The sequence below is a fragment of the Urbifossiella limnaea genome (genome assembly GCF_007747215.1).
Lineage (GTDB): Bacteria > Planctomycetota > Planctomycetia > Gemmatales > Gemmataceae > Urbifossiella > Urbifossiella limnaea.
In genome coordinates, this window is sequence record NZ_CP036273.1 from 1,151,715 (window position 1) to 1,173,768 (window position 22,054).

General features: G+C 73.5%; 20 protein-coding genes. 13 read left to right on the forward strand and 7 right to left on the reverse strand.

Annotation, left to right across the window (positions count from 1 at the left end; genetic code table 11):
* Positions 1–252 precede the first annotated feature (252 nt).
* Positions 253–1,674, forward strand: a complete 1,422-nt coding sequence (locus ETAA1_RS04625; RefSeq protein ID WP_145234731.1) for a DUF1501 domain-containing protein — start codon at positions 253–255, stop codon at positions 1,672–1,674.
* A gap of 15 nt (positions 1,675–1,689) precedes the next feature.
* Here ETAA1_RS04625 and ETAA1_RS32730 read toward each other — a convergent pair whose 3' ends face one another.
* Positions 1,690–2,388 carry a hypothetical protein gene (locus tag ETAA1_RS32730; RefSeq protein WP_238389466.1) on the reverse strand — a complete coding sequence of 233 codons (699 nt, stop codon included), beginning with the start codon at positions 2,386–2,388 and terminating at the stop codon, positions 1,690–1,692.
* A gap of 90 nt (positions 2,389–2,478) precedes the next feature.
* Entirely contained in the window at positions 2,479–3,978 is a 1,500-nt protein-coding gene (gene rho / locus ETAA1_RS04635) for a transcription termination factor Rho (RefSeq protein WP_145234733.1), read from the reverse strand.
* 484 nt (positions 3,979–4,462) lie between these two features.
* Between rho and ETAA1_RS04640 the strand changes: the two genes are divergently transcribed.
* On the forward strand, positions 4,463–5,023 hold the full coding sequence (locus ETAA1_RS04640) for a hypothetical protein (protein ID WP_145234735.1): 561 nt from the start codon (positions 4,463–4,465) through the stop codon (positions 5,021–5,023).
* A gap of 563 nt (positions 5,024–5,586) precedes the next feature.
* The gene (locus ETAA1_RS04645; protein ID WP_145234737.1) at positions 5,587–7,005 is read left to right on the forward strand and encodes a BBP7 family outer membrane beta-barrel protein; all 1,419 of its coding nucleotides are present in this window, start codon (positions 5,587–5,589) and stop codon (positions 7,003–7,005) included.
* A 143-nt stretch (positions 7,006–7,148) separates the two neighbouring features.
* Here the strand turns inward: ETAA1_RS04645 and ETAA1_RS04650 are convergent, their stop codons facing one another.
* On the reverse strand, positions 7,149–7,586 hold the full coding sequence (locus tag ETAA1_RS04650) for a helix-turn-helix domain-containing protein (protein WP_145234739.1): 438 nt from the start codon (positions 7,584–7,586) through the stop codon (positions 7,149–7,151).
* 77 nt (positions 7,587–7,663) lie between these two features.
* Between ETAA1_RS04650 and truD the strand changes: the two genes are divergently transcribed.
* From truD to ETAA1_RS04685, 7 genes are all read left to right on the forward strand, one after another.
* Positions 7,664–8,725 (forward strand): tRNA pseudouridine(13) synthase TruD, encoded by a 1,062-nt coding sequence (truD, locus tag ETAA1_RS04655; RefSeq protein ID WP_145234741.1) that lies wholly within the window; start codon positions 7,664–7,666, stop codon positions 8,723–8,725.
* 2 nt (positions 8,726–8,727) lie between these two features.
* Positions 8,728–9,573: a hypothetical protein gene (locus ETAA1_RS04660; protein ID WP_145234743.1), complete on the forward strand. Its 846-nt coding sequence runs from the start codon at positions 8,728–8,730 to the stop codon at positions 9,571–9,573.
* A gap of 254 nt (positions 9,574–9,827) precedes the next feature.
* Positions 9,828–10,424, forward strand: a complete 597-nt coding sequence (locus tag ETAA1_RS04665; protein WP_145234745.1) for a phosphoesterase — start codon at positions 9,828–9,830, stop codon at positions 10,422–10,424.
* Positions 10,425–10,511: 87 nt separating this feature from the next.
* Positions 10,512–11,096 (forward strand): class I SAM-dependent methyltransferase, encoded by a 585-nt coding sequence (locus tag ETAA1_RS04670; RefSeq protein WP_145234747.1) that lies wholly within the window; start codon positions 10,512–10,514, stop codon positions 11,094–11,096.
* 101 nt (positions 11,097–11,197) lie between these two features.
* Entirely contained in the window at positions 11,198–12,784 is a 1,587-nt protein-coding gene (locus ETAA1_RS04675) for a phytoene desaturase family protein (protein ID WP_145234748.1), read from the forward strand.
* Between the two features lie 206 nt (positions 12,785–12,990).
* Entirely contained in the window at positions 12,991–14,319 is a 1,329-nt protein-coding gene (locus ETAA1_RS04680; protein ID WP_145234750.1) for a hypothetical protein, read from the forward strand.
* Positions 14,316–14,915, forward strand: coding sequence for a GNAT family N-acetyltransferase (locus ETAA1_RS04685; RefSeq protein WP_145234752.1), 600 nt, complete (start codon positions 14,316–14,318; stop codon positions 14,913–14,915). The genes ETAA1_RS04680 and ETAA1_RS04685 overlap by 4 nt, the downstream gene beginning before the upstream one ends.
* 142 nt (positions 14,916–15,057) lie before the next feature.
* Here ETAA1_RS04685 and ETAA1_RS04690 read toward each other — a convergent pair whose 3' ends face one another.
* Positions 15,058–15,843, reverse strand: coding sequence for a DUF1963 domain-containing protein (locus ETAA1_RS04690; RefSeq protein WP_145234754.1), 786 nt, complete (start codon positions 15,841–15,843; stop codon positions 15,058–15,060).
* A gap of 99 nt (positions 15,844–15,942) precedes the next feature.
* Between ETAA1_RS04690 and ETAA1_RS04695 the strand changes: the two genes are divergently transcribed.
* Positions 15,943–16,557, forward strand: a complete 615-nt coding sequence (locus ETAA1_RS04695; protein ID WP_145234756.1) for a hypothetical protein — start codon at positions 15,943–15,945, stop codon at positions 16,555–16,557.
* Positions 16,558–16,602: 45 nt separating this feature from the next.
* Here ETAA1_RS04695 and ETAA1_RS04700 read toward each other — a convergent pair whose 3' ends face one another.
* The gene (locus ETAA1_RS04700; protein ID WP_145234758.1) at positions 16,603–17,079 is read right to left on the reverse strand and encodes a hypothetical protein; all 477 of its coding nucleotides are present in this window, start codon (positions 17,077–17,079) and stop codon (positions 16,603–16,605) included.
* Between the two features lie 139 nt (positions 17,080–17,218).
* On the opposite strand from ETAA1_RS04700, the gene ETAA1_RS04705 reads away from it, so the two are divergent.
* Positions 17,219–17,788: a DUF1415 domain-containing protein gene (locus ETAA1_RS04705; protein WP_145234760.1), complete on the forward strand. Its 570-nt coding sequence runs from the start codon at positions 17,219–17,221 to the stop codon at positions 17,786–17,788.
* A gap of 170 nt (positions 17,789–17,958) precedes the next feature.
* Entirely contained in the window at positions 17,959–18,534 is a 576-nt protein-coding gene (locus ETAA1_RS04710; protein ID WP_145234762.1) for a hypothetical protein, read from the forward strand.
* Positions 18,535–18,628: 94 nt separating this feature from the next.
* Here the strand turns inward: ETAA1_RS04710 and ETAA1_RS04715 are convergent, their stop codons facing one another.
* Positions 18,629–20,110, reverse strand: coding sequence for a protein adenylyltransferase SelO (locus tag ETAA1_RS04715; RefSeq protein ID WP_145234764.1), 1,482 nt, complete (start codon positions 20,108–20,110; stop codon positions 18,629–18,631).
* 909 nt (positions 20,111–21,019) lie between these two features.
* Complete coding sequence (locus tag ETAA1_RS04720; protein ID WP_145234765.1) at positions 21,020–22,030, reverse strand: glycosyltransferase family 2 protein; 1,011 nt, start codon at positions 22,028–22,030, stop codon at positions 21,020–21,022.
* Positions 22,031–22,054 lie beyond the last annotated feature (24 nt).

Here is a 22,054-nt window from a genome sequence, read left to right on the forward strand (position 1 = left end):
CAACGAGTTGCCAGGACATCGTAGGGAATCAACTCCGTACGGTATCAATCGCCCGCCACAATTTTCTCCGCATAACCGGTGCATTAATTAGTATAAAACGCCTTATCAGTCGTGCATAACGCAACTCACACGTTTGAAAACTGGCAAATGCACGATCAACATCGCATGCTCAGCCGTCGTCTGTCGGGCGCGCCGCGGCGAAAGTTCCCGCCGCGGCTTGCGGCCGCCACCGCGACCCGGCATACTCGGGGCATGACGCCCCGCTTCTCCCACCCCGCGCCTAGCCGCCGCGGCGCCCTCCAGGCCGGCGCCGTCGGCCTCCTCGGGCTCGGCGCCGCCGAGTTGCAACTCCTCCGCGCCGCCGGCAGCAGTGCGCACCCCGCCCGCGCCGTCATCTACGTTTTCCTCTCCGGCGGGCTCGCCCAGCACGAGAGCTTCGACCCCAAGCCCGACGCTCCCGACGCCATCCGCGGCGAGTTCGGCACCACCGCCACCCGCACCCCCGGCGTCCGCATCACCGAACACCTGCCGCTCCTCGCGGCGCGGTCGAGCAAGTGGGCGCTCGTCCGCTCGCTCACGCACCGCTCCAACGACCACTCGCTCGGCCACCACATCATGCTCACCGGCCGCAGCGACGCGCCGCCGGGTTTCAACCCCAGCGCCCCCACCCCGACCGACCACCCGGCGCTCGCGGCCGTGGCCGGGGCCGTGCTGCCGCCGCGGAACAACCTGCCGCCGGCCGTCGTGCTGCCCGACAAGATCGTCCACAACACCGGCCGCACCCTCCCCGGCCAGTTCGCCGGCCGCATGGGCCGCCCGCGCGACCCGTGGTTCCTCGAAGCGTCCGCGTTCGAGCCGAAGGCGTACGGCGCCTACCCCACTCACGAGTTCGACCACCAGCAGCGGCCGTTCACGGCGAAGCGGCAGCGCTTCACCATCCCCGACCTGAGCCTCCCCGACGGCATCGACCCCGCCCGCTTCGGCGGCCGCCGCAGCCTGCTCGCCGAGATCGACCGCCAGCGCACGACGCTGGACATCGCCGCGGCCGGGTTCGACAAGCGGCGGCAGGACGCGGTGTCGCTGCTGACCGACGCCCGCGTGCGGAAGGCGTTCGACCTGGACCACGCCGACCCGCGCGACCTGGATCGGTACGGCCGCAATGCCTTCGGCTGGTCGCTGCTGACGGCGGCGCGGCTCGTGGAGGCGGGGGTGAGCCTGGTGCAGGTGAACCTCGGCAACAACGAGACGTGGGACACCCACGGCAACGCCTTCCCGCACCTGAAGGATAAGCTCCTGCCGCCGACCGACCGGGCGGTCGCGGCGCTGCTCGACGACCTGGACGGCCGCGGGCTGCTGGACAGCACGCTGGTGGTGATGGCGGGCGAGTTCGGGCGGACGCCGCGGGTCAGCACGCTGACGCAGCACTACAAGGGGCCGGGCCGCGACCACTGGGGGGCGGTGCAGAGCGTGTTCCTGGCCGGCGGCGGCGTGCGGGGCGGGCGCGTGGTGGGGGCGAGCGACAAGAACGGGGGCTACCCCATCGACGCGCCGCAGTCGCCGGAGAACTTCGCGGCGACGATCTACGACGCGCTGGGCATCCCGAAGGCGGCGCACTGGCCGGACGCGGAGGGCCGCCCGCACTTCGTCTACCACGCCGACCCGATGCCGGTGTGAGGCCGGGCCGGCGGCTCACGCCTTCCCGAGCACCAGATCGACGACCCAGCAGCCGCGGACGTGCGGCCCCGCGCCGCGGCAGTGTGCGAGGATGTCGGCGGACGCGCAGCCGGCGTCTTCGAGCGCGTCGGCCAGGACCGGCATCGGGCCGAAGTCGCACGACTCGTACATGCCGCGCGCCAGGCCCACGACTGCCTCCGTCCGCCAGCTCGGGTCGAACGCGACGGGCTCGTAGGGATTCCCGAAGATGCATCGGAGCCAGTCGCACTGCTCCGGGTCGTGGTCGCCGGCGGCCCAGAGCCGGTTCGTCATACTATCTCGCGCGACACGCTTGATGCCCCCGATGTCCTCCTCGGTCGCATGGATCGGGCACCGGGCGTACGTCAATGGCGTTAGCGGCCGCTCGACCTCACCCGGCGCGTGGGGATCACGAGCCGCACGCGACAGAAGTTCACGCCGGAAGGCCTCTTCAGCCCACGCCACTGCCAGCTCCCGCTTCGCCCGTACGACCTCCCAAGGGACGCGCGTCTCGATGGAGTCTTCGAGTGCGACCACGAGTTCGCGCTGCGCGTCGGTCGGGTAGTGGTCCCACACCCGCCGGCAGCAGGCGACGGCGAACAGCCTGACCTTGCGGAGGTCGCGCTTCTTCAGGTTCCGAACCAGCGACAGCATCCGGTCGGTGTGCTGGCCCTCCCGCCACATCTTCTTGTACATCTCGGACACGGATGCCCCCCCGGGAACGAACAACCCCCGCCCGCGGCGGGCCGCGAACGGGGGTGCGTGTGGGTCGGGCTCGGTGGGCGGTCAGCCGAGGTTCATCGACAGCAGGAACTCGGCGTTGCTCTTGCTCTTCTTCGCCCGGTTCACGATCAGCTCCATCGCCTCCACCGGGTGCATGTCGGCCAGCACCCGCCGCAGGATGCGGACGCGGTCGTGCTCCTCCGGGTGCATCAGCAGCTCTTCCTTGCGGGTACCGCTGCGGTTCACGTCGATCGCCGGGTAGACGCGCTTCTCCACCAGGCGGCGGTCCAGGTGCAGCTCGCTGTTGCCGGTGCCCTTGAACTCCTCGAAGATCACCTCGTCCATCCGGCTGCCGGTGTCCACCAGCGCCGTGGCGAGGATCGTCAGGCTGCCGCCCTCCTCGACGTTGCGGGCGGCGCCGAAGAACCGCTTCGGCTTCTGCATGGCGTTCGAGTCCAACCCGCCCGACAGCAGCTTGCCGCCGCCCGGCGCCTCGGTGTTGTGCGCCCGCGCCAGCCGGGTGATGCTGTCCAGCAGGATCACCACGTCGCGCTTCAGCTCGACCATCCGCTTGGCCTTCTCGAGCACGATCTCGCTGACGTGGATGTGCTCCTCCGGCGGCTCGTCGAACGTGCTCGCCACCACCTCCGCGTTGGTGCCCTGCACCAGCCGCTGCATTTCCGTCACCTCCTCGGGCCGCTCGTCCACGAGCAGCACGAAGACGTAGGCCTCGGGGTGGTTCTTCATGATGGCGTTGGCCATCTTCGACAGCAGCACCGTCTTGCCGGTCCGCGGCGGGGCGACGATGAGCCCGCGCTGGCCCTTGCCGATCGGCGTGACGATGTCGACGATCCGCATGCTCAGGTCGTCCGGGGCGCCTTCGAGGTGCAGTCGGGCGTTCGGGTGGAGCGGCGTCAGGTCCTCGAAGTTGGTGACCGACGTGGCCTCGTCCGACGGCCGGCCGTTCACCACCTCGATCTGCATGATCGCGAAGTTGTCCTGGTTCTCGATCGGCAGCCGGATCGGCCCCTCGACCACCAGGCCGGTCCGCAGGCTCATGCGGCGGATCTGCGACGGCGACACGTAGATGTCTTCCGGGCTGGCCAGGTAGTTGTGGGCCTGGCTGCGGAGGAAGCCGTAGCCGTCGGGGAGCACTTCGAGGGTGCCGGAGCCGATGACCTTGTCGCCGCGCTCGATCTGCTTGCGGACGACGCCGAGGATGAGCTGGCCGCGGCTCATGCCGTTGTGCTCGTGGATGCCCTCCTTCTCCGCGAGCTTGAACAGCTGCGGCATCGGCATCCGGTACAGGTCTTCGAGGCGGGAGCCGACGCCGGGGCGGGGCGGGGCGATCGGCCGGTCCGGCAGCGCCGGCCGCTCGGCCGGGGTCGGCCGCTCGACCGGGGCCGGGGGCGTGAAGGACGGGGGGGCCGCGGCGGCGGATGTGGGGGCGGCCGCGGGGGCCGCCTCGCCGGGCTTCCGGGCGACGGGCCGCCGGGCGGCGGCCGCACGCAGGGAGGAGGGCCGCGGGAGCGGCGCCCCATCGACGCCCTTGGCGTCGGGCATAACGAATCCTCGGAACGGGGTCAGGACGGGACGCGGGGCGACGGCGCCGCCGGTCGGTCTAGGGGACTGCGGGGCGGTACTACCGCCCCGGATAGGTACGCGGGGGAAACCGTTTCCGCCCGCGGTCAGGCTCGGTCTGGGTCCGCAGGACTCCGCCCGGGTTCGATCTGTCTCGTGGTCGCCGGCCGTCCGGTCTCGCGCTCGACAGGGTCACTCGGGGGGGAGTCAGGAGGCGCCGCGGTGCTGCGTTTCAGCGGGCGGCGCGAGAAAGTGCGGGCTGCCAACCTACCCAGAGTGTACGCCGGTCTCCCCGGCGGGTCAACGGGATTCTACCCGCGTTGGGGCCATTTTCCACCCGAGTTTTCTGACCCGTGGCTCCGCCGCCCGCGGCGTTGCACCGAGGGCGGCGGAACCCGGGCACCTACCCTGCTTGCTCCCCACTCCCCGCCTGGGTACCCTTCACCCCACCCCCGGGGGGCCCGCCATGCCGGACCTGCGCGACGGCGAATCGCTCGACGTGCCCGGCTCCAACGGCGCCGTCTACACCATCAAGAACGTCGGCGGCGTCTATGCCTGCACCTGCATGGCGTGGCGCACGCAGTCGGCGGCGGTGGACCGGCGCACGTGCAAGCACCTCCGCCGCCTCCGCGGCGACGCCGCCGAGGACGCCCGCGTCGGCCTCCGTGCCGCGCCGCCGAAGCCGAGCGCCAAGGGCGGCAAGCCTTCCCCCGCCCCGCCACCAGTCACGCTTCCGAACCCCGCCGCGGCGCACACGCTTCCCGCACCGGTCGAAGCCGACGCCATCGTCACTGCCTACCAGTTCGCCGGCGGCAGGCTGATCGGCCTGCTATGCCGCCTCGGCGACGGGCAAGCGGTCGGCGTTTCCTCCGGGCTCGCTGATCACCCCCCGGCGGTTGGTTCGATCGTCGGGCTGCGATTCCAGAAGTTGTCGGCGACGGGCGTGCCGGTGGCCGCGGGCTTCGCCGGCGCGCGCACCGATGACGCAGCCACGCTGCCGGTGCCGGCGGCGCTCCCCGTGACCTAACGCCCCCGCGCGCGGGTGTGCGAACCGACGCGGAAGGCCGGCGAGGTTGGTCCCGCTGATTGACACGCGGGCGGTGGCGGACGGGCGGACGCTGGCTTATCATCCGTCTGATCGGGATGGTTCCCGGGGGTGAGTTCGCCTGGAATATCGCTGTAACCACGTTCAAGAACTACCGAAACCAACTCGACCACGAGGCCACACGCGAGCAAGCAGGTCAACGCGCCCGCGAAGACGCGTCTCAACTCGCCCGCGCTGGAGTCGAGGATGCTCGCCGAGTCGCCGAACTGGGTGGGCGCGTGGTAGGCTGCGAGACGTGGGGGTTTTGGGAACAACTCGACACGGTCGAGTGGGGGTGAGGCGAAGTCAGACGGCGAAACGGTGGGGCCGGGTGGGTGTCACACCGAGAATGCCGGCCAGTCCGCCTGTAGGGGTCGCTCCGGCCCAGCAGGGCGGAACCTGCCGCGCGGGTGGTGCGGGGCGTCACGGGCGGGCCGACGGGGGGCGATAAGACGGGTGCGCAGGATGCGCGGCCGTGGGGTCCGCCCCTCTCCAGGAGGCTTGCCATGACCATCCGTTCGGCGGCCGCGGCCGCCCTGTGGGCGGCGCTGCCGGCGGTGGCGCTCGCTCAGCAACCGCCCGCCCAGTACAGCCAGGTACAGGGGAACCGCGCCGGGTCGCCGACCCCGCCGCCTGTCCTCACCGTCGAGCGGACGCCCGCCCCCGGCGTGACCCCGGCGTCGGCCGTGGTCCGCACCGATCCGCCGCAGGCGCCGCGAATCCTGCCGGGGCTCCCGCCGCCCGACGCACAACCGGCGCCGGCCCCGCAGCCGCTGCCGGCCCCGAAGGCGGCGCCGAAGGTGGTGCCCGCCGCGGCCCCGGTGGAGGTGCCGGCCAAGCCGGCGCCCGTCGTGGTCGAGACGCCGCCGCTCCCCACGATCACGGTGCGCGTCGAGGACTGTCCCGCGCCGTGCGGGCCGGACGAGTGCGCCTGGGGCCGGTTCGAGTGGCTGTACTGGGCCGGCTCCGGGCAGGGGACGCCGCCGCTCGTCACCGTGTCGCCGCCGGGCACGCCCCGAGCCGCCGCCGGCGTCCTCGGCCAGCCGACCACGATCACGCAGTTCGGCGGCAACCGCCGCAACAACGACTTCCGCGACGGCTTCCGCTTCACCGGCGGCTGGTGGAGCAACGGCGACCGCACCCGCGGCGTCGAGGCCGACTTCTTCTTCCTGTCGCGCAGCCGCGAGGCCGCCGCCGCGTCGTCCGACGGCTCCGTCGTGTTGGCCCGCCCGTACTTCGACGCCGCCGCCGCCGCCCCGGCCGCTGAGCTGGTGTCGTACCCCGGCGAGGTCGCCGGCTCGGTGGCGGCCGAGGCCACCAGCCGCGTCATCGGCGGCGGCATCAGCCGGCTGCACAACCTGTGCTGCGACCCGTGCGGCCGGGTGGACCTGCTGCTCGGCGTCCGCTACCTGCACGTCGGTGACACGGTGAGCGCGACCGAGAACGTGACCGCCACCGGCGACGGCGCCCGGGTGCCGGCGGGGACGGCGTACTCGGTCAACGACCGGTTCGCCACGTCGAACGACTTCTACGGCGGCGTGATCGGCCTCACCGGCGAGCGGCGGAAGGGGGCGTTCTTCTACGGCGGCCGGGCGTCGGTGGCGCTCGGCGGCGTGGTGCAGACCACGACCATCGACGGCAGCACGGTAATCGGCGGCGTGGCGCAGTCGGGCGGCCTGCTGGCGCGGCCGGCGAACATCGGCACGTACCGCACGACGGCGTTCGCGGTGGTCCCCGAGTTCGGCGCGCGGGTCGGCTTCCAGGTGACGGGCGCGGCGCGGGTGTACGGCGCGTACAACTTCATCTACCTGAGCAGCGTCGCCCGCGCCGGCGACCAGATCGACCCGGCCGCGTCCGCCTTCCCGGACCGCACCACCGACTTCTGGCTGCAAGGCGTCAGCGCGGGGCTGGAGCTGCGGTTCTGACCCCACCCTCGGACCGGAATTCTTGTTTCCGGCCGGTGGGGGTCGATCCGCGGAACCATGTCACCGACTCATAAAAAAGTTGGTTCGGACCAGCAGCGGTGCAACCGTCCGCAGTAAGCCGCAGCTCCGAGAGGGGTTGCGGCTTACCGCGGGAACGCGAACACGCCCGGGTTCACTTTGAAGTAGTGGGCAAGTTTGCCGATCTGTCCACGATTCAACTTCCGCTTGCCCGACAACAACTCCGACACCGTCGAGACGGCCAGCCCCGCCCCGGCGGCGACCTGGGCCTGGGTCGCGCCCTTCCCCTCGATCAGGGCGCGGAGCAGTTCCGCGTCGCCGACCGGCGTCATGGGAACGGTCGCGTCCTCGTAGGCTTCCACGAGGTCGGTGAGCACGTCGAGGTAGTCCTGCTCCGGCGGCGCCAGCTCGTCGCGGTCGGTGAGCGCGTCGAGCACCGCGACGGCCGCGTCGAGGTCGGCGTCGGTGCGGAGCGGGCGCAGCGGGAACTGGCGGACCAGGTCCAGATAACGGTCCTCGTGCCGGCCGTACACCGCCCGCGTCGAGGTCGTGTCGCGCGGCATGAGTCCGTTCTCCGTGTCGCGGCGGGGCGAGCCGTCGTCACTTCTACAATACCCGCTCCGCGCCCCCGGAGCCCGTGATGCCGCACCCCGCGACGGACCCGCCGCTCCTCACCCCGGACCTGCCCGGGTGCGGCGGCCGCATCCGCGCCACCGACGACGACTTCGAGGTCGAGGAAGTCCCCTCCTACGAGCCGTCCGGTAGCGGCGACCACCTCTACCTGTGGGTCGAAAAGCGCGGCATGGCGCCGGAATACTTCGCCCGCACGATCGCGCAGCGGCTCGGGGCGCGGCCCGGCGACGTGGGCACCGCGGGGCTGAAAGACCGGCACGCCGTCACCCGGCAGTGGGTGTCCGTTCCGGCGGCGTGCGAGGCGCGCGTCGCGCAGCTCGACGGCGACGGCATCCGCGTCCTGAAGACCGGCCGGCACACGAACAAGCTCAAGCCCGGCCACCTCCGCGGCAACCGCTTCCGCATCCTGATCCGCGACGCCGACCGCGGCGCGAACGTCGAGGGGGTGCTGGACCGCGTCCGCACGCTGGGGCTGCCGAACTACTACGGCCCGCAGCGCTTCGGCCGCGGCGGCAGCACCGTCGAGCTCGGGTGGAAGTGCCTCAACGGCACTGCCCCGCGGCGGCTGCGGCCGTTCCTGTACCGCTTCGCCCTGTCCGCGGTGCAGTCGCTGCTGTTCAACGACGTGCTCGCCCGCCGCATGACGGACGGCCTGTACCGCACCGTCCTCGACGGCGACGCCCTGGCGAAGTGGCCGGCCGGCGGGCTATTCGTCGCCACCGACGCGGCCGCCGAGCAGGTGCGTTTTGACGCCCGCGAAACCGTGACCGCGGGGCCGATGTTCGGGAAGAAGACGTTCCCCGCGGCCGGCCTCGCCGCCGAGCGCGAGGCGGCCGTGCTGCGGGCGCACAACCTCGGCCCGGCGGCGTTCGCGGGGTTCGGTAAGCTCTTGATGGGCACGCGCCGCCACAACCTCGTCTACCTCGACGACCTGACCGCGGCGTGGGAGCCGGACGGGCTGCGGCTGTCGTTCACGCTCCCGGCCGGGAGCTACGCCACGGTGCTGCTCCGTGAGGTGATGAAGGCGCGTGTGGACGACGCCGACGACGAGCCGACCGAGGAGGAGTAAGGGTGCCCCTCCCCGATTTACGGATCGCGCAAGCGCTGCTCGTGGTCAGCCCCCGCGAGGTGCGCGTCGCGGCTCAGTCGGACGACCTCGACGCCGCCGAGGCCGAGCGGATCGCGGTGCTGTTCGGCATCCCGCCGTCGGGCGTCGCGTTTCCGCTGGCGCACTTCGCGCAGCCGTTCGGCCGCCGGCACGTTGCCGTCGTGCAGGTCACCGACCCGCCCGGCACGCCGGAGTGGACGTTCCGCTTTCTGGTGCTGTCCGCCGACCTGTACCGGCACCTCGGCGACCCGTTCGCCGTCGCCGACCGCTTCCCGCCGGACTGGTCGGTCCGCGGCCCGCTGCCGGTGCTGGAGTGGCCGCCCGAGCCGCTGCCGCCGCGCACCACCACTGAGTTGCAAGACGTGCTGAAGGCGTGCGACCCCGCGACCGAGGAAATGGCCCTGCTGCTGGGGAGCACGCAGGTGCTGGTGGACGGCGGCCGCGTGCAGCTGCTGCGGCCCGAGCCGGCGGAGCGGTTCCTGCGCGCGCTGTGGAAGTTGCTGCCGCACAAGGCCCGCGCCGGGCTGTGGCCGGCGTCGTTCGTGTTCGGCCCCGGGCTGCACTTCGACGCGGCCGTGCGGCCGATGCTGTGGCCGGGCGAGGCCGGCGTGCGGCTCACCGAAGACGGGCTGAAGGGGTACCCGCAGGGGAACTACGAGTCGCGGTTGCAGGCCGCCGTGGAAGCGGGCGACGACCGCGAGCTGGCGGCGCTGCTGGCCCGCCGCACCGGCGACGACACCCTCCGCATCGGGCTGACGATCATCGCCGCGGCGCTGCTCGCGGCGGTGGCTTTCAAGGTCCTGGGATAGCGGAAAGGTCGTAGCTTGAAGCCTGGAGCCGGGCCGGCGCGGGGTTTCAGGCCGAAGGCCTGACAGCCCTCAGCCCAGGGCAAGGGAGCGTCAGCGACCGCCGCCCTGGGTAGGGGGGCAGATCACCGTGCGTGCGAACCCAGGGCGGCGGCCCTTCGGGCCTTGCCCTGGGCTGAGGGCTCTCACCCCTTCGGGGTGAAAACCAAGCCGGGGTCCGCCACCAGCTACGAGCTACCCACTACCGGCGATTCTCGATGCCCACCGACGAGCGCGTCCTGGTGATCCCCGCGGCGCACCTCCGCGCCGCGGGCGCGTTCACCGGCTTCCGCCCCGCCGACGCCGCCTTCGGCGCCGCGCTGCTGAGCCCCGCCGCGTTCGCGTTCCGCCCGCGCTCGCAGGTCGAAACCGACCCGTCGGTCCTGCAACTCATCCCGTACGTCGTCCTCCGCTGCGGCGACCGCGTGTTCCACTACCGCCGCGGCGCCGCCGGCACCGAGACGCGCCTGGCGGCGCTCCGCTCGGTCGGCGTCGGCGGGCACATTTCCGAGGCCGACGCCGCCGGCGGCGACGACCCCTACCGCACCGGGATGCTCCGCGAACTGACCGAGGAAGTGGCCATCGGCTGCGGCCACGCCGAGCGGCCGCTCGGGTTCATCTTCGACCCCACGACGCCGGTCGGGGCCGTCCACCTGGGCGTGGTCCACGTGTTCGAGCTGGACGCGCCCACCGCCCGGCCGCGCGAGGCGGCGCTGGCCGACGCCGGGTTCGCGCCGCTGGCGGACCTCGCGGCCGACCGCGGCGGCTTCGAGACGTGGTCGCAGCTGGTGCTGGACGAGCTGGGCCGGTTGTAACGATTTTCCCGCTCCGCCCTCCCCGGCCCGCGGCGGGCGGCGCATAATCGCCTCTGCCCCCGGCCCCCCACCCACGGAGTTCCCGCCATGAGGAAGCTGTTCGCCGCCCTCGGCCTCGCCGCCGCCGCCGCCGCGCTCACCAGCTCGGTCGCCGCCCAGGGCGACAAGGCCGACGCCCAGCCGAAGATCATCGTGCCGTACGTGCCGACGCACCCGAAGGTGGTGGAGGCGATGCTGAAGACGGCCGCGGTGAAGGAGGGCGAGACGGTGTACGACCTGGGCTGCGGCGACGGCCGGATCGTCATCGCCGCGGTGAAGGACTTCAAGGCGAAGAAGGGGCTCGGCATCGACTTCAACCCGGAGCGGCTGAAGGACTGCGAGAAGAGCATGGCCGACGCCAAGCTGACGGACGACCAGAAGAAGGCGATGACGTTCAAGAAGGGCGACGTGCTGCAGATGAAGGCCGACGACTTCAAGGGCGTGGACGTGGTGACGCTGTACCTGCTGCCGTCGGTCAACCGGGAGCTGAAGCCGGTGCTCAAGGCCGGGCTGAAGAAGGGCGCCCGGGTGGTCAGCCACGACTTCGACATGGGCGACGACTGGATGCCCGAGAAGACCATGCAGGTGGAGGCCGACCGGCAGCACACCGTGTACCTGTGGACGATCAAGTGACAGCGGGCTGTCACCGCGAAAGCCCGGGGGCGACCCCGGGCTTTCGTCGTTCACGGCGCCTAGAATAAGCCACCCACGCCTTCCCACGGAACGGAACCGACATGCCGACCGAGTACGACGCGATCATCATCGGCGCCGGGCACAACGGCCTCACCACCGCCGCGTACCTCGCCCGCGCCGGCTACAAGGTGCTCGTCCTCGAGCGCCGCGACATCCTCGGCGGCTGCTGCATCACGGAAGAAATCTGGCCCGGGTACAAGGTGTCCACCGCGGCGTACGTCAACAGCCTGCTGCGGCCCCAGATCATCCGCGACCTGGAGCTGAAGAAGTACGGGTTCGAGATGCTGCCGCGCAGCCCGTCCTCGTTCACCCCGTTCCCCGACGGCCGCTACCTGATGATGGGGCCGGACAAGGACATGACCCGCCGCGAGATCGCCAAGTTCAGCACCAAGGACGCCGAGGCGTACCCCAAGTACGAGGCCATGCTGGAGAAGGTGGCCGACTTCCTCGAACCGCTCCTCGAACAGACGGCGCCCGACCCGTTCAGCAACCGCCTCGGCGACCTGTGGAGCGTCGCCAAGACCGGCTTCGGCTTCCGCGGCCTCGGCCGCGACGTGGCCACCGACGCCGTCGAAATCCTCACCGGCGCCGCCCGCCCGATCCTCGACCGCTGGTTCGAGTCGGAGCAGCTGAAGGCCACGATCGCCACCGACGCCGTCATCGGCGCCTTCGCGCCGCCGAGCCACCCGGGCACGGCGTACGTGCTGTTCCACCACGTCATGGGCGAGTGCAACGGCGTCCGCGGCGTGTGGGGCTACGTCAAGGGCGGCATGGGCACCATCTCCAACAGCATCGCGCAGGCGGCCCAGGCGAAGGGCGCGACGATCCGCAAGAACAGCGAGGTCGGCAAGATTCTGGTGAAGGGCGGCAAGGCGGTCGGCGTCGCCCTCAAGGACGGCACCGAGTTCCGCGCCCCGCGAGTCATCAGCTGCGCCGACGCCAACGTGACGTTCGTGAAGCTGATGGACGCCTCCGACCTGCCGGCCGAGTTCCTGGCGCGGGTGAAGGCGATCGACTACTCCTCGGCGACGGTGAAGATCAACGTGGCGCTGTCGGAGCCGCCGCAGTTCACGGCGCTGCCGGGGAAGGGCGTCGGCCCGCAGCACCACGGCACGATGCACGTGTGCCCCGACCAGGACTACATCGAGCGCGCCTACGACGACGCCAAGTACGGCCGCCCGGCCCGCGACCCGATGCTCGAGTGCACGATGGCGACGGCGCTCGACGACACGCTGGCCCCGCCGGGGAAGCACATCCTGAGCATGTTCGTGCAGTACGCCCCGTACCACCTCAAGGGCACGACGTGGGACCAGGAGCGGGACAAGTTCGCCGACCGCTGCTTCGACGTGCTGAACGAGTACGCGCCGAACTTCAAGGCGAGCGTGATCGACCGGGTGGTGTACGCGCCGCCGGACATGGAGAAGGCGTGGGGCATCACCGGCGGGAACATCATGCAGGGGGCGATGAGCCTGTCGAGCATGGCGAGCTTCCGGCCGGTGGCGGGGTACGCCAACTACCGGACGCCGGTGCGCGGGCTGTACATGTGCGGCGCGGCGACGCACCCCGGCGGTGGCGTCATGGGCGCGTGCGGGCTCAACGCGGCGCGCGAGATTCTGAAGGACGGCTGAGGCCGCTTGCGGCGGGGTGTGCCTACGGATTGAGGCCTGACGCGCGTTAGGCCGGGGCGCAAGCCCCGTCGGGAGTTTGAACCCACGACGGGGCTTGCGCCCCGGCCTAACAGCTTGGCTGACTTCCGCAGGGGCATCCACGGCTGACCCCGGCTTGACCCGCCCCCCGGGCTTCGCTATCTCCCGGCGGTCCCCGGGAGTAGCCCATGCCCCGCGCCCTCCTCGTGCTCCTCCTCGCCGCCGCGGCCGCCCCGGCGGCCGAGCCCGCGTTCGCCCCCGTCGCCCCGGCCCCGCCGGACGCGCTCCGCGACACGCTGAAGCAGATGAAGGCGCGCCGCGCCACCCTCGACCGCCTCGCCGGCCCGCACGAGCCGTTCGACCTCACGTACCTGCCGCGCCCCGCCGCCGACGTGCAGGCGCTGCTCGCGCTGCGGCCGAACATTCTGCTGGCGCACCCGGACCTCGCCGGCGGCGGGGCGTGGCTCGACAACGTCGGCGCCCTCCTCGTCCGCATGGGCGGCGGCGCCTCCGCCGGCCCCGGGCTCGACGGCCTCGACCAGCTCCTCGTCGTCGGCAACGCCACGATCGCCCCCAAGCCCGACGCCGGCGACGGCAAGACGGCGATGTTCTACTTCGCCTTCAACTCGTTCGTCGCCCGCGCCGCCCGGCCGATCGACTGGGCCGCGGCCGTGCGCACCTGGTTCCCGGCGTCCGAAGTGCGCGTCCACCGCGGGTACGGCTACCGCGTCATCCGCCTCAACTTCGGCGGCATGGTCCCGGGCCTGCCGACCGACGGCACCGAGGCCGTGCTGTTCCCCGCGCCCGACGGCCGCACGCTCGTCGCCGACGACGAGCCGACCATCAAGGCGCTGATCGAGCGGCTGGCCGAGCGCCGGCCGACGCCGCCCCCGCCGGGCTGGGACCGCGTGGACACGGCGGCGGTCGCGGCGGCGGTGAGCAACCGCGACAAGCAGTGGGTGTGCCACCAGCCGGCGGCGTGGGGGCCGGAGCTGCCGGGGCCGGGGAGCCGGCTGTTTCGCGCCGCCGACCACCTCGCCGCCGGCATCGACGTCGGCCCGACCACGCGGGTGCGCTTCGTGGCGCTGGCGCCGACGCAGTTCCAGGCGAAGCACGTGCAGCTGGGCCGGCGCGACATGATGGAGCGGCTGGCCGACCGCTTTGCCCCCGGCCCCGGCGACACCCCCGACGCTGCCTGGGCTGCCCTGGCCGAGCTGACCGACGCGCTGCTGAAGGGCGGCCAGACGACGCCGACGCCGCTCGGCTTCGGGTACGCGGCGGAGGCGAAGGGCGACCTGCTCGGGCTGCTGGTGAAGGCGTCGAAGTCGAAGGCGCCGGCGGGCACGGCCTCGGCCGCGGCGGCGCTGCCAGGGTTCACCGCGGCCCCGGCCCCGCCCCCGCCCCCGCCCGCCGTCGACCCGGCCGTGGACCCGCTGCTGGCCGACGACATCCCGCGGACGCGCAGCCCGATCCCCGGCGACGGGGGGATTCCAGGGTACGTCCGGCCCGCCCGGTGACGGCCGCGCAGCTGACCCCGGCCGACGCCCCCGCCGCCGCGCGCACGCTGGCGGCGGCGTTCGCCGGTTACCCCCTCCTGCGGGCGGTCGCGCCGCACAACTCCCCCGCGGTCGAAGCCTTCTGCGGGATGCTCGTCCGCTACACGGCCGCGCTCGGCACCGCCTTCGCCACGGCCGACGGCGCCGCGGTGGCGTGCTGGCTGCCGCCGGATCACCCGACGCTGACCGCGCGCGGCCTCCTTCGCGCCGGCGTGCTCCCGCTGGCATGGCACCTCGGGCCGGCCGGCGGCGTGCGGCTGCTGCGGCTCGACCGGCAGTTCGACCGGGCGCGGCGAAGTCACGTCCCGGGGCCGCACTGGTACCTGCTGTTGCTCGGCGTCGCCCCGCACGCCCGCCGGCAAGGCCTGGCCCGCGCCGCGGTCGGGCCGGGCCTCGCCGCCGCCGACCGCGCCGGCCTGCCGTGCTACCTGGAGACGCAGGACGCGGCGAACGTGCCGGCCTACGAGCGGCTGGGGTTCGCGCTCGTGGGCCGCCGCCGCGTCGCCGGCGGGCTGGGGAGCTGGGAGATGAGGCGGGCCGCCGGCCACGACGGGTGACGCGGGCTCGGCCATCACCGACGACCCCGCCGCCCCGCGGGGCGACGAGTGCCCGGAACACGTCCGCGGCGATCCCGGCCGCAAGGGTTCGGACGCTGCCGTCGAACGGGGCAACGGGAAGGCCGGCGGCGGCAAGTCCCGCTCAGCCGCAGGCCCAGCCGAAGGCGACGACGTCCTTGTGTTCGGGGCACTGGGTGACGTGCCCACACCCCGCGTCCCCGAACATGAACGGCACGTGGCCCTCCGAGTCGAGCTGGAAGACGAGCGCCATCCGCCGCGCGCACCGGGGGCAGGCCGGGTACTCCGCCCCCTGCACCCAGTACGGCCACCCGCCGAGCTTGTCCCCGGGGGCGGCGGTGGCGATCTGCTCCGCCGGGCACGCGTTGATCGGGCCGGTGTGGTCGAGCCCCACCTCGGGGCACTCGAACCGGAGCGTGCCCGCCTTGAAGTCGTAGGTGTACGTCAGGCCGTTGTCGTCGTGGTCCTGCGGGCCGGGCAGGTCGTCGAGCCGGGTCCAGCCGACGATCCGCTTCGCCGGGAACGCGGGGGCTTCGGGCGCCGGCGTCGCCGGGCCGCCGCCGCCCGGATGCACGACCCGGACCCGGCTCAGGTCGTCGGCGAACGGCGCCCACCCGCCGGCCCCCTGGCACTCCTCGCGCGTGCAGTAGAAGAGTTGCAGCAGCCCGGTGCCGAACGGCCGGCCGAGTTCGTCGGGCAGGTCGTCCAGGTCGAGCTGGAGGAACGGCTGGAGCGGGCGGCGGCACAGCCCGCAGTCGGGCCACGGGGCGTCCGGTCCGGTCCAGGGCGTGCCGCAGAATTTGGAGGCCGTCGCCGGGCCGTCGCCGGCCTCGACGACCGGCGTCCAGGCCGGCCGCCGGTTCCTCGCCCGCCACGGCTCCAGCGTCGCCACGATCTCGTCGGCCTGCATGGTTCTACCTGCGTCCGCCTCGTGGATCGCCGCAGGGACACGTACCGCCCCGGGCTACAATCACCCGCTACCTGTACCACACCGACCCGGGGCACACCAGTGGGCGACCCGCACACCTTCGCGGCCGACGTCTTCCGCGCTGTCTGCGCCGGACTCGCCGACAAGGCCGCCGACCTGCACCTCCTCGTCGCGGCCGACGCCCCGTTCGGCGGGTGGCTGGAGGGGGAGGCGTTCCTGGCGTGCCGCCGCCGGCAAGCCGAGCACGGGTGGTGCGAGGTGGCGGCCCGGCCGACGTACGGCAGCGAGGGGGTGGCGGGGGCCGACGGCCGGCCGTCGGCGGCCTGCGGCGGCCTGCGGGTCGGCGGGTCCGGCGAGCCGGGCGACCACTGCTGGCTGTTCGCCGAGGTCGTGCTGTTGCTCGACGGCGACGGCCGGGTCGAGGAGTGGCGGGCGCGGACGGAAGCGGCCGCCGCCCGGCTGCTACAACTCGGGTGGAAGCGGTCGGCGTCGGTGCTGGTCGTCGTCGCCGCCGGCCGGGGGGACGTGCCGACCGACTGGGCGGACGACCTGGCCAGGCTGGCGGCGTGGAACCGGCCCGGCCTCGCGGACCCGGTCGTGCTCGTGCTGCCGGGCGGCGGGTCGGTGGCCGTGCGGGCGGTCGACGTGAAGCGCGACCCGGCCCACACACTCACGGCGGTCGGCGGACCGGGTTAACGGTCGGGGCACCGCTCGCCGGGGACCAGCCAACCGGGCGAATCCCTAACGCGACTTCCGTTTCCCCGACCGCTTCGGGGGCATCGGGCTGTCGGGGATCACGACCGGCCGGGGGTGCAACTCCTGGTAGCCCTCGGCCTCCTTCGCGGCGACGGCCCGGTGGTACGCGGCGACGGCCCGGTCGCGGTCCCGGTACTCCCGCTCCCCGCCCTCCCCCGACGCCTCCCGCCAGTCCGCCCGGACCTTGCCGAACCGGGTGCGGACGGCGGCCCCGTCGAGCGCGACGACCCAGAACATCCCGTCGGCCACGAACACCCGCCGGGTCAGCGAGCGGTCCGTCTCGGCGAACCCCTCGGCCAGCTTCTCCGCCACCGCCGCCTCGAACTCGGCGTGGCGCGTGAGGACGTGCTCCACCACGCGGCCCGCGTCCGTGACCCGGTGGCCGAAGCCGGCGGGCTGGTCGAGGAAGATCACCTTGCACGCGTACGGCGGGTCGCCGCCGACGAGTTCGCGGACCAGCACGTCACGTCCTTTCCGCCTGCGGGTGCCGATGTCTCGGCCCTTCAGACGAGTCTATGAGTCTATTGAGCCGGACGGCCCGACGCCCGACCCACAGGCGCCGGCACCTATACTGCGAGGACACTGAACCGGGGGGAGTGCCGTGAGCGATTCGGACGGGCCGGCCGTGATCGCCGCGACCCGGCGGTGGGTGGCCACGATGGTGGTCGGGCTGAACCTGTGCCCGTTCGCCCGCCGCGTGACCGACGCCGGGCGGCTCCGGTACGCGGTCACGGACGCCGGGGACGAGGAGGGGCTACTCGCGGCCCTCGGCGCGGAGCTGGCGGGGCTGGTGGCGGCCCCGCGGGAGGCGGTCGAGACGACGCTGCTGATCCACCCCCGCGCGTTCCCGGCCTTCGCGGACTTCAACGACTTCCTGCACGAGGCCGACCGGCTGGTCCGCCGCCTCGGGCTGGCCGGGGTCGTTCAGGTGGTCGGGTTCCACCCGGGCTTTCAGTTCGCCGGCGCGGCCCCCGACGCCCCCGAGAACTACACCAACCGGTCCCCGCACCCGATGCTCCACCTCCTCCGGGAGGAGAGCATCACCGAGGTGGCGGGCGACGCGGACGCGCTGGCCGCGATCCCCGGGCGGAACACCGCGACCCTCCGGGCCCTGGGCCGGGCGGGAATCCTGTCGCTCCTCGGGCCGGCCGCCGACGAGCCGCCGGCGTGACCGGCCGCACGAGCCGCCCGGCCGGCACGCCCGGTTCGACCCGCGGGGCCGGATGTGCCGCCTGCCGGGCGTCGCGGCCCGCCGTTCCCGCCTGCCGCCGTCAACCCTCCCGACCGGCCCGGCCGATACCACACCGTCACCCGCCCCACTCCTCTCAAGGCAGGACTGCCGTGGCCCCGCTGACCCCGCACGCCGCCGCCGAACTATCCCCGGAGCAAGCCGCCGCCCTCGCCCGGGTGCTGGACCTCCAGGCCGGCTGGGAGAACCACCGGCACGACGCCGCGGCGGGGGACGCCCACGGCCCCGGGCTGCGGGAGCGGCAGCGGCGGTACGAGGCGTACCGGGCCGCCCTCGCCGGGTACTCGGCCCGCCACCGGGCGGTCGACCTGCCCGAACTCAACCTCAGCACGCCGGAGCGGGTGGCTGGGTGGTGCCGGGTCGTCCGGGCGGTGTGCCGGCAGGCCGGCCCCCAGGCCGACGCCCCGGCGCAGGTGGCCGAGAAGGCGTACCGACTGGCCGACCGCATCGCGGCCCGGCTCGGTGTCGCCCCGGCCGACCGCGACGATCGTGCGGAAGGAATGGGCGGGGTGATCGCCGGGCTGGACGCGGTCGTGGCGTGGTGCGACGGGCGGGCGGGCGGGCGCGTGGCGCCGCGACCGGAGCCCGCCCCCACCCCGGTCGGCGAGCCGATCCCGATGACGGCCCACGACCCGGTGCCGGTTTCGGCCGGGTGGCGGGCGGCGTAAGCCGGTCGATGTCGCCGCCGGGCGTGCCGGGATCGCGTTGGCGAATCCGCCCGGTACGGCCGACCCCGGCCCACCACGTGGGTGGGGGCAGGGATTACGTACCGCAGAACGTCCGGTAGCCGCTTTCGTCGGCGGGCGGGTCTCGGTACTCCGCCAGCTCGGGCCGGTCCGCGTACGGCGCCGCCAGCGCGTCCAGCAACCGCCGGAGCGCGGACAGGTCGTCGCGCTCCTCAGCGGCGGCCAGCGCTTCCTCGACCCGGTGGTTCCGCGGGACGACCGCCGGGTTGACCGCCCGCATCCGCTCGTAGGCCGCAGCCTCAGGCTGCCCGTCCCGCGTGAGTCGCTCGTGCCACTCGGCGGCCCACGCCCGGAACTCGGCGGCCTGATACCGGTCGCCGGCCGGCGGCACGCCCGACGACAGGTCGCGGAACGTGTTGGTGAAGTCCGCCCGGGTGGTCCGCATCCACGCGAGCAACCGGCCGATCAGGTCCGCGTCGCCGTCCTCCTCCCCCCGCAGCCCGAGCTTCTGCCGCATCCCGGCGAGCCAGTACCCCCCGAACCGGGCCGGGAACTCGTCGAGCACGCCCGTGGCGGCCGCGACCGCCTCCGCCGGGTCGGCGGCGATCAGCGGCAGGAGCGTCTCGGCGAACCGGGCGAGATTCCACTGGGCGACGTGCGGCTGGTTGCCGTAGGCGTACCGGCCGCCGTGGTCGATCGAGCTGAACACCGTGGCCGGGTCGTAGGCGTTCATGAAGGCGCACGGCCCGTAGTCGATCGTCTCGCCCGAGACGGCCACGTTGTCCGTGTTCATCACCCCGTGGACGAACCCGACGAGTTGCCACCGGGCGACGAGCGACGCCTGGCGGTCCGCGACCGCGCGGAGAAACGCCAGGTACTTGTCGGGGGCTTCGACCAGCCCGGGATCGTGCCGCGCGATTGCGTAGTCGGCCAGCGCCCGCAGCACGCCCTCGCCCCGGCGGGCCGCGTACTCGAACGTGCCCACCCGGATGTGGCTGGCGGCCACCCGGGTGAGGATCGACCCCTTCCTGGCCGCCCCGCGGTAGACGGACTCCCCGGTGGTGACGACGGCCAGGCTCCGGGTCGTCGGGATGCCGAGGGCGGCCATCGCCTCGCTGACGACGTACTCGCGGAGCATCGGCCCGAGCACCGCCCGGCCGTCCCCGCCGCGGGAGTACGGCGTTCGCCCCGACCCCTTGAGCTGAACGTCGACGAGCCGGCCGTCGGGCGTGCGGTGCTCGCCCAGCAGGACGGCCCGGCCGTCCCCGAGGGTGGTGAACCCGCCGTACTGGTGCCCGGCGTAGGCCTGCGCGATCGGCCGGCTCCCCTCCGGGAGGCACTGCCCCGCGAACACGGCCGCGGCGGCCGCCGGGTCCAGCGCCCGGAGGTCGAGGCCGAGGTCGGTCGCCAGTGGGTGGTTCAGGACCGAGACGCGCGGCTCCCGTACCACGGCCGGTTCGGCCGGAGTAAAGAGGGCGTCCGGGAGCCGCGCGTAGGTGTTCTCGAACCGCCAGCCCGCGCCGCCCCGTCCCGCGGTCGGTGCCGTCAATGCGCTCATCCCGTGCCCCGTCCGGTGCGTGTCGGGTCTCCAGTTGGATGGAGATAGGAGGCGGACGGGTTCGGGTCACGGCCCAGGGGCGTGTGGACCTCTACCGGGGCGGTCGGGTCGGGCGTGTTTCCAACTTCTCGACGTACCTGTCACACGCCGCGGTCCGCGGCGTACGACCGGCGGAGAGTCCCGGCCAGCGCGGGCGGTGACGTGTCGGCCCGGCAGAAGCGGAACGCCGACGGCGTCCGGAAGCGGGCCGAGGAGTTCGACCGCCGGCGCCAGGGTTGACGTCCGCCGGCCTCCCGCCCACACCCGCGACCCTCCGACCGACCAGGCCGTGGTGCCGGGCGACGGACCCGAGATCGTGGAAGGGATGGAAACGGGTTCTGGACGAGCGGGTGGGGTCGAGCATTTGCAGGCGGGCCCGGCGGGAGGGAGGGGCAGGGCGGGGGTGACGGGTGGTAGGTAATCGGGAACGGGAGGGGATGCAACACGCTCGCCGCCCGCGTGCCGTCACGCCGCGGGGCGGCACACCTGCCACGCGGCCTCTTGCCGCGCGGTCCGCTCCGACTCGTCCAGGCCCGCGACGTCACTGCCGACCCCCACGGGGTTCTCCCCCACGAGCACCGCGAGGAAGGCACACGGGGCCAGGTACGACCCGGCCGGCGTGGGGTGACTCTGGTCCCGGTCGTGCAGGACGGGCCGCTCGTGCTCGCGGAGGAACGACTGCCAGGCCGGCCGGCACGACCGTCGCGCCCAGTTCCCGGCCGACGGCCGTGTACGCGTCGGCGATGGCCGGCCGGAGGTCGGGTGGGATGGCGTCCCACAGGTCGGCGGGGGTCGAGGCGGCCGGGCAATGCCGGAGGATGGCCGGAGTCGCCCGGCCCGATCACGCCCGACTCGACAGGGCGTGAACGGTTACGTTCCCACAGCGCGAAGCGATTTGGTTTGCGCCGCCCGCCGTACCCGCGCCACGCCGTGGCCTGCGCCGGCGGTCGCCTCCTTCACCACGTACACGGGGCGGCCCTTCGCCTGGTCGTACACCCGCGCCGCGTACTCACCGAGCACCGCCGCCACGCCCAGCCCGCACGCCGCCAACAGGTGCAGCGCCGTCAGCAGCACCAGCCCCACCCGCGCCACCGGCTCCGACAGCGGCACCAGCAGCGCCACCGCGCACACGCACAGCAGCCAACTCGCCGCCGTAATCGCCACGCCGGCGCCGGCCGCGAGTCGAGCCGGGGCGGGCGAGAACGACAGTAGGCCGTCGGTGGCGAACCGCAGCATCCGCCGCAGCGTGTACTTCGACACGCCGCCCTGCCGCGCCGCCGGCTCGAACGGCACCTCGGCCACGCGAAAGCCCAGCCACTGCACCATGCCGCGCACGTACCGGTGGGCCTCGCGCAGCCGGCCGAGCTCGTCCACCGCCCGCCGCGACAGCAGCCGGAAGTCGGCCGCCGCCGGCCGCACCTCCACGCTGCTCATCCGGCCCAGAACCTGGTAGAAGGCCCGCGACGACAGCCGCTTGAACCACCCCAGCCGGCGGTCGTCGCCGCGGATGGTGAGCACCACGTCGAACCCGTCGCGCCACTTCGCCACCAGCACCGGGATGAGCGCCGGCGGGTGTTGCAGGTCGGAGTCGAGCGAGACGACGGCGTCGCCGGTGGCGTGGTCGAGGCCGGCGGTGAGGGCGGCCTGGTGGCCGAAGTTGCGGCTCAGCGACACGTAGCGGACGCGCGGGTCGGCGGCGGCGAGGTCGCGGATGACGTCCAGCGTGCGGTCGCGGGAGCCGTCGTCCACGTAGAGGAGTTCGAGGTCGTAGTCGGCGGCCAGCGGCTCGACGGCCGGCACGAGCGCGGCGTGGAACCTGGGGAGGACGTCCTCCTCCTCGTAGGCCGGGCAGACGACGCTGAGGCGCGGGCGCGCGGGCATGGAGACGGCCTTCGGGGTCGGTCG

Excerpts from the sequence above, each read along its gene's own strand:
- ETAA1_RS04670 (WP_145234747.1), top strand. The coding sequence starts at position 10,512 with ATGAGGAAGCTGTTCGCCGCCCTCGGCCTCGCCGCCGCCGCCGCCGCG.
- ETAA1_RS04690 (WP_145234754.1), bottom strand. The coding sequence starts at position 15,843 with ATGCAGGCCGACGAGATCGTGGCGACGCTGGAGCCGTGGCGGGCGAGG.
- rho (WP_145234733.1), bottom strand. The coding sequence starts at position 3,978 with ATGCCCGACGCCAAGGGCGTCGATGGGGCGCCGCTCCCGCGGCCCTCC.
- ETAA1_RS04650 (WP_145234739.1), bottom strand. The coding sequence starts at position 7,586 with ATGCCGCGCGACACGACCTCGACGCGGGCGGTGTACGGCCGGCACGAG.
- ETAA1_RS04720 (WP_145234765.1), bottom strand. The coding sequence starts at position 22,030 with ATGCCCGCGCGCCCGCGCCTCAGCGTCGTCTGCCCGGCCTACGAGGAG.
- ETAA1_RS04680 (WP_145234750.1), top strand. The coding sequence starts at position 12,991 with ATGCCCCGCGCCCTCCTCGTGCTCCTCCTCGCCGCCGCGGCCGCCCCG.
- ETAA1_RS04640 (WP_145234735.1), top strand. The coding sequence starts at position 4,463 with ATGCCGGACCTGCGCGACGGCGAATCGCTCGACGTGCCCGGCTCCAAC.
- ETAA1_RS32730 (WP_238389466.1), bottom strand. The coding sequence starts at position 2,388 with ATGTACAAGAAGATGTGGCGGGAGGGCCAGCACACCGACCGGATGCTG.
- ETAA1_RS04715 (WP_145234764.1), bottom strand. The coding sequence starts at position 20,110 with ATGAGCGCATTGACGGCACCGACCGCGGGACGGGGCGGCGCGGGCTGG.
- truD (WP_145234741.1), top strand. The coding sequence starts at position 7,664 with ATGCCGCACCCCGCGACGGACCCGCCGCTCCTCACCCCGGACCTGCCC.
- ETAA1_RS04625 (WP_145234731.1), top strand. The coding sequence starts at position 253 with ATGACGCCCCGCTTCTCCCACCCCGCGCCTAGCCGCCGCGGCGCCCTC.
- ETAA1_RS04675 (WP_145234748.1), top strand. The coding sequence starts at position 11,198 with ATGCCGACCGAGTACGACGCGATCATCATCGGCGCCGGGCACAACGGC.
- ETAA1_RS04645 (WP_145234737.1), top strand. The coding sequence starts at position 5,587 with ATGACCATCCGTTCGGCGGCCGCGGCCGCCCTGTGGGCGGCGCTGCCG.
- ETAA1_RS04665 (WP_145234745.1), top strand. The coding sequence starts at position 9,828 with ATGCCCACCGACGAGCGCGTCCTGGTGATCCCCGCGGCGCACCTCCGC.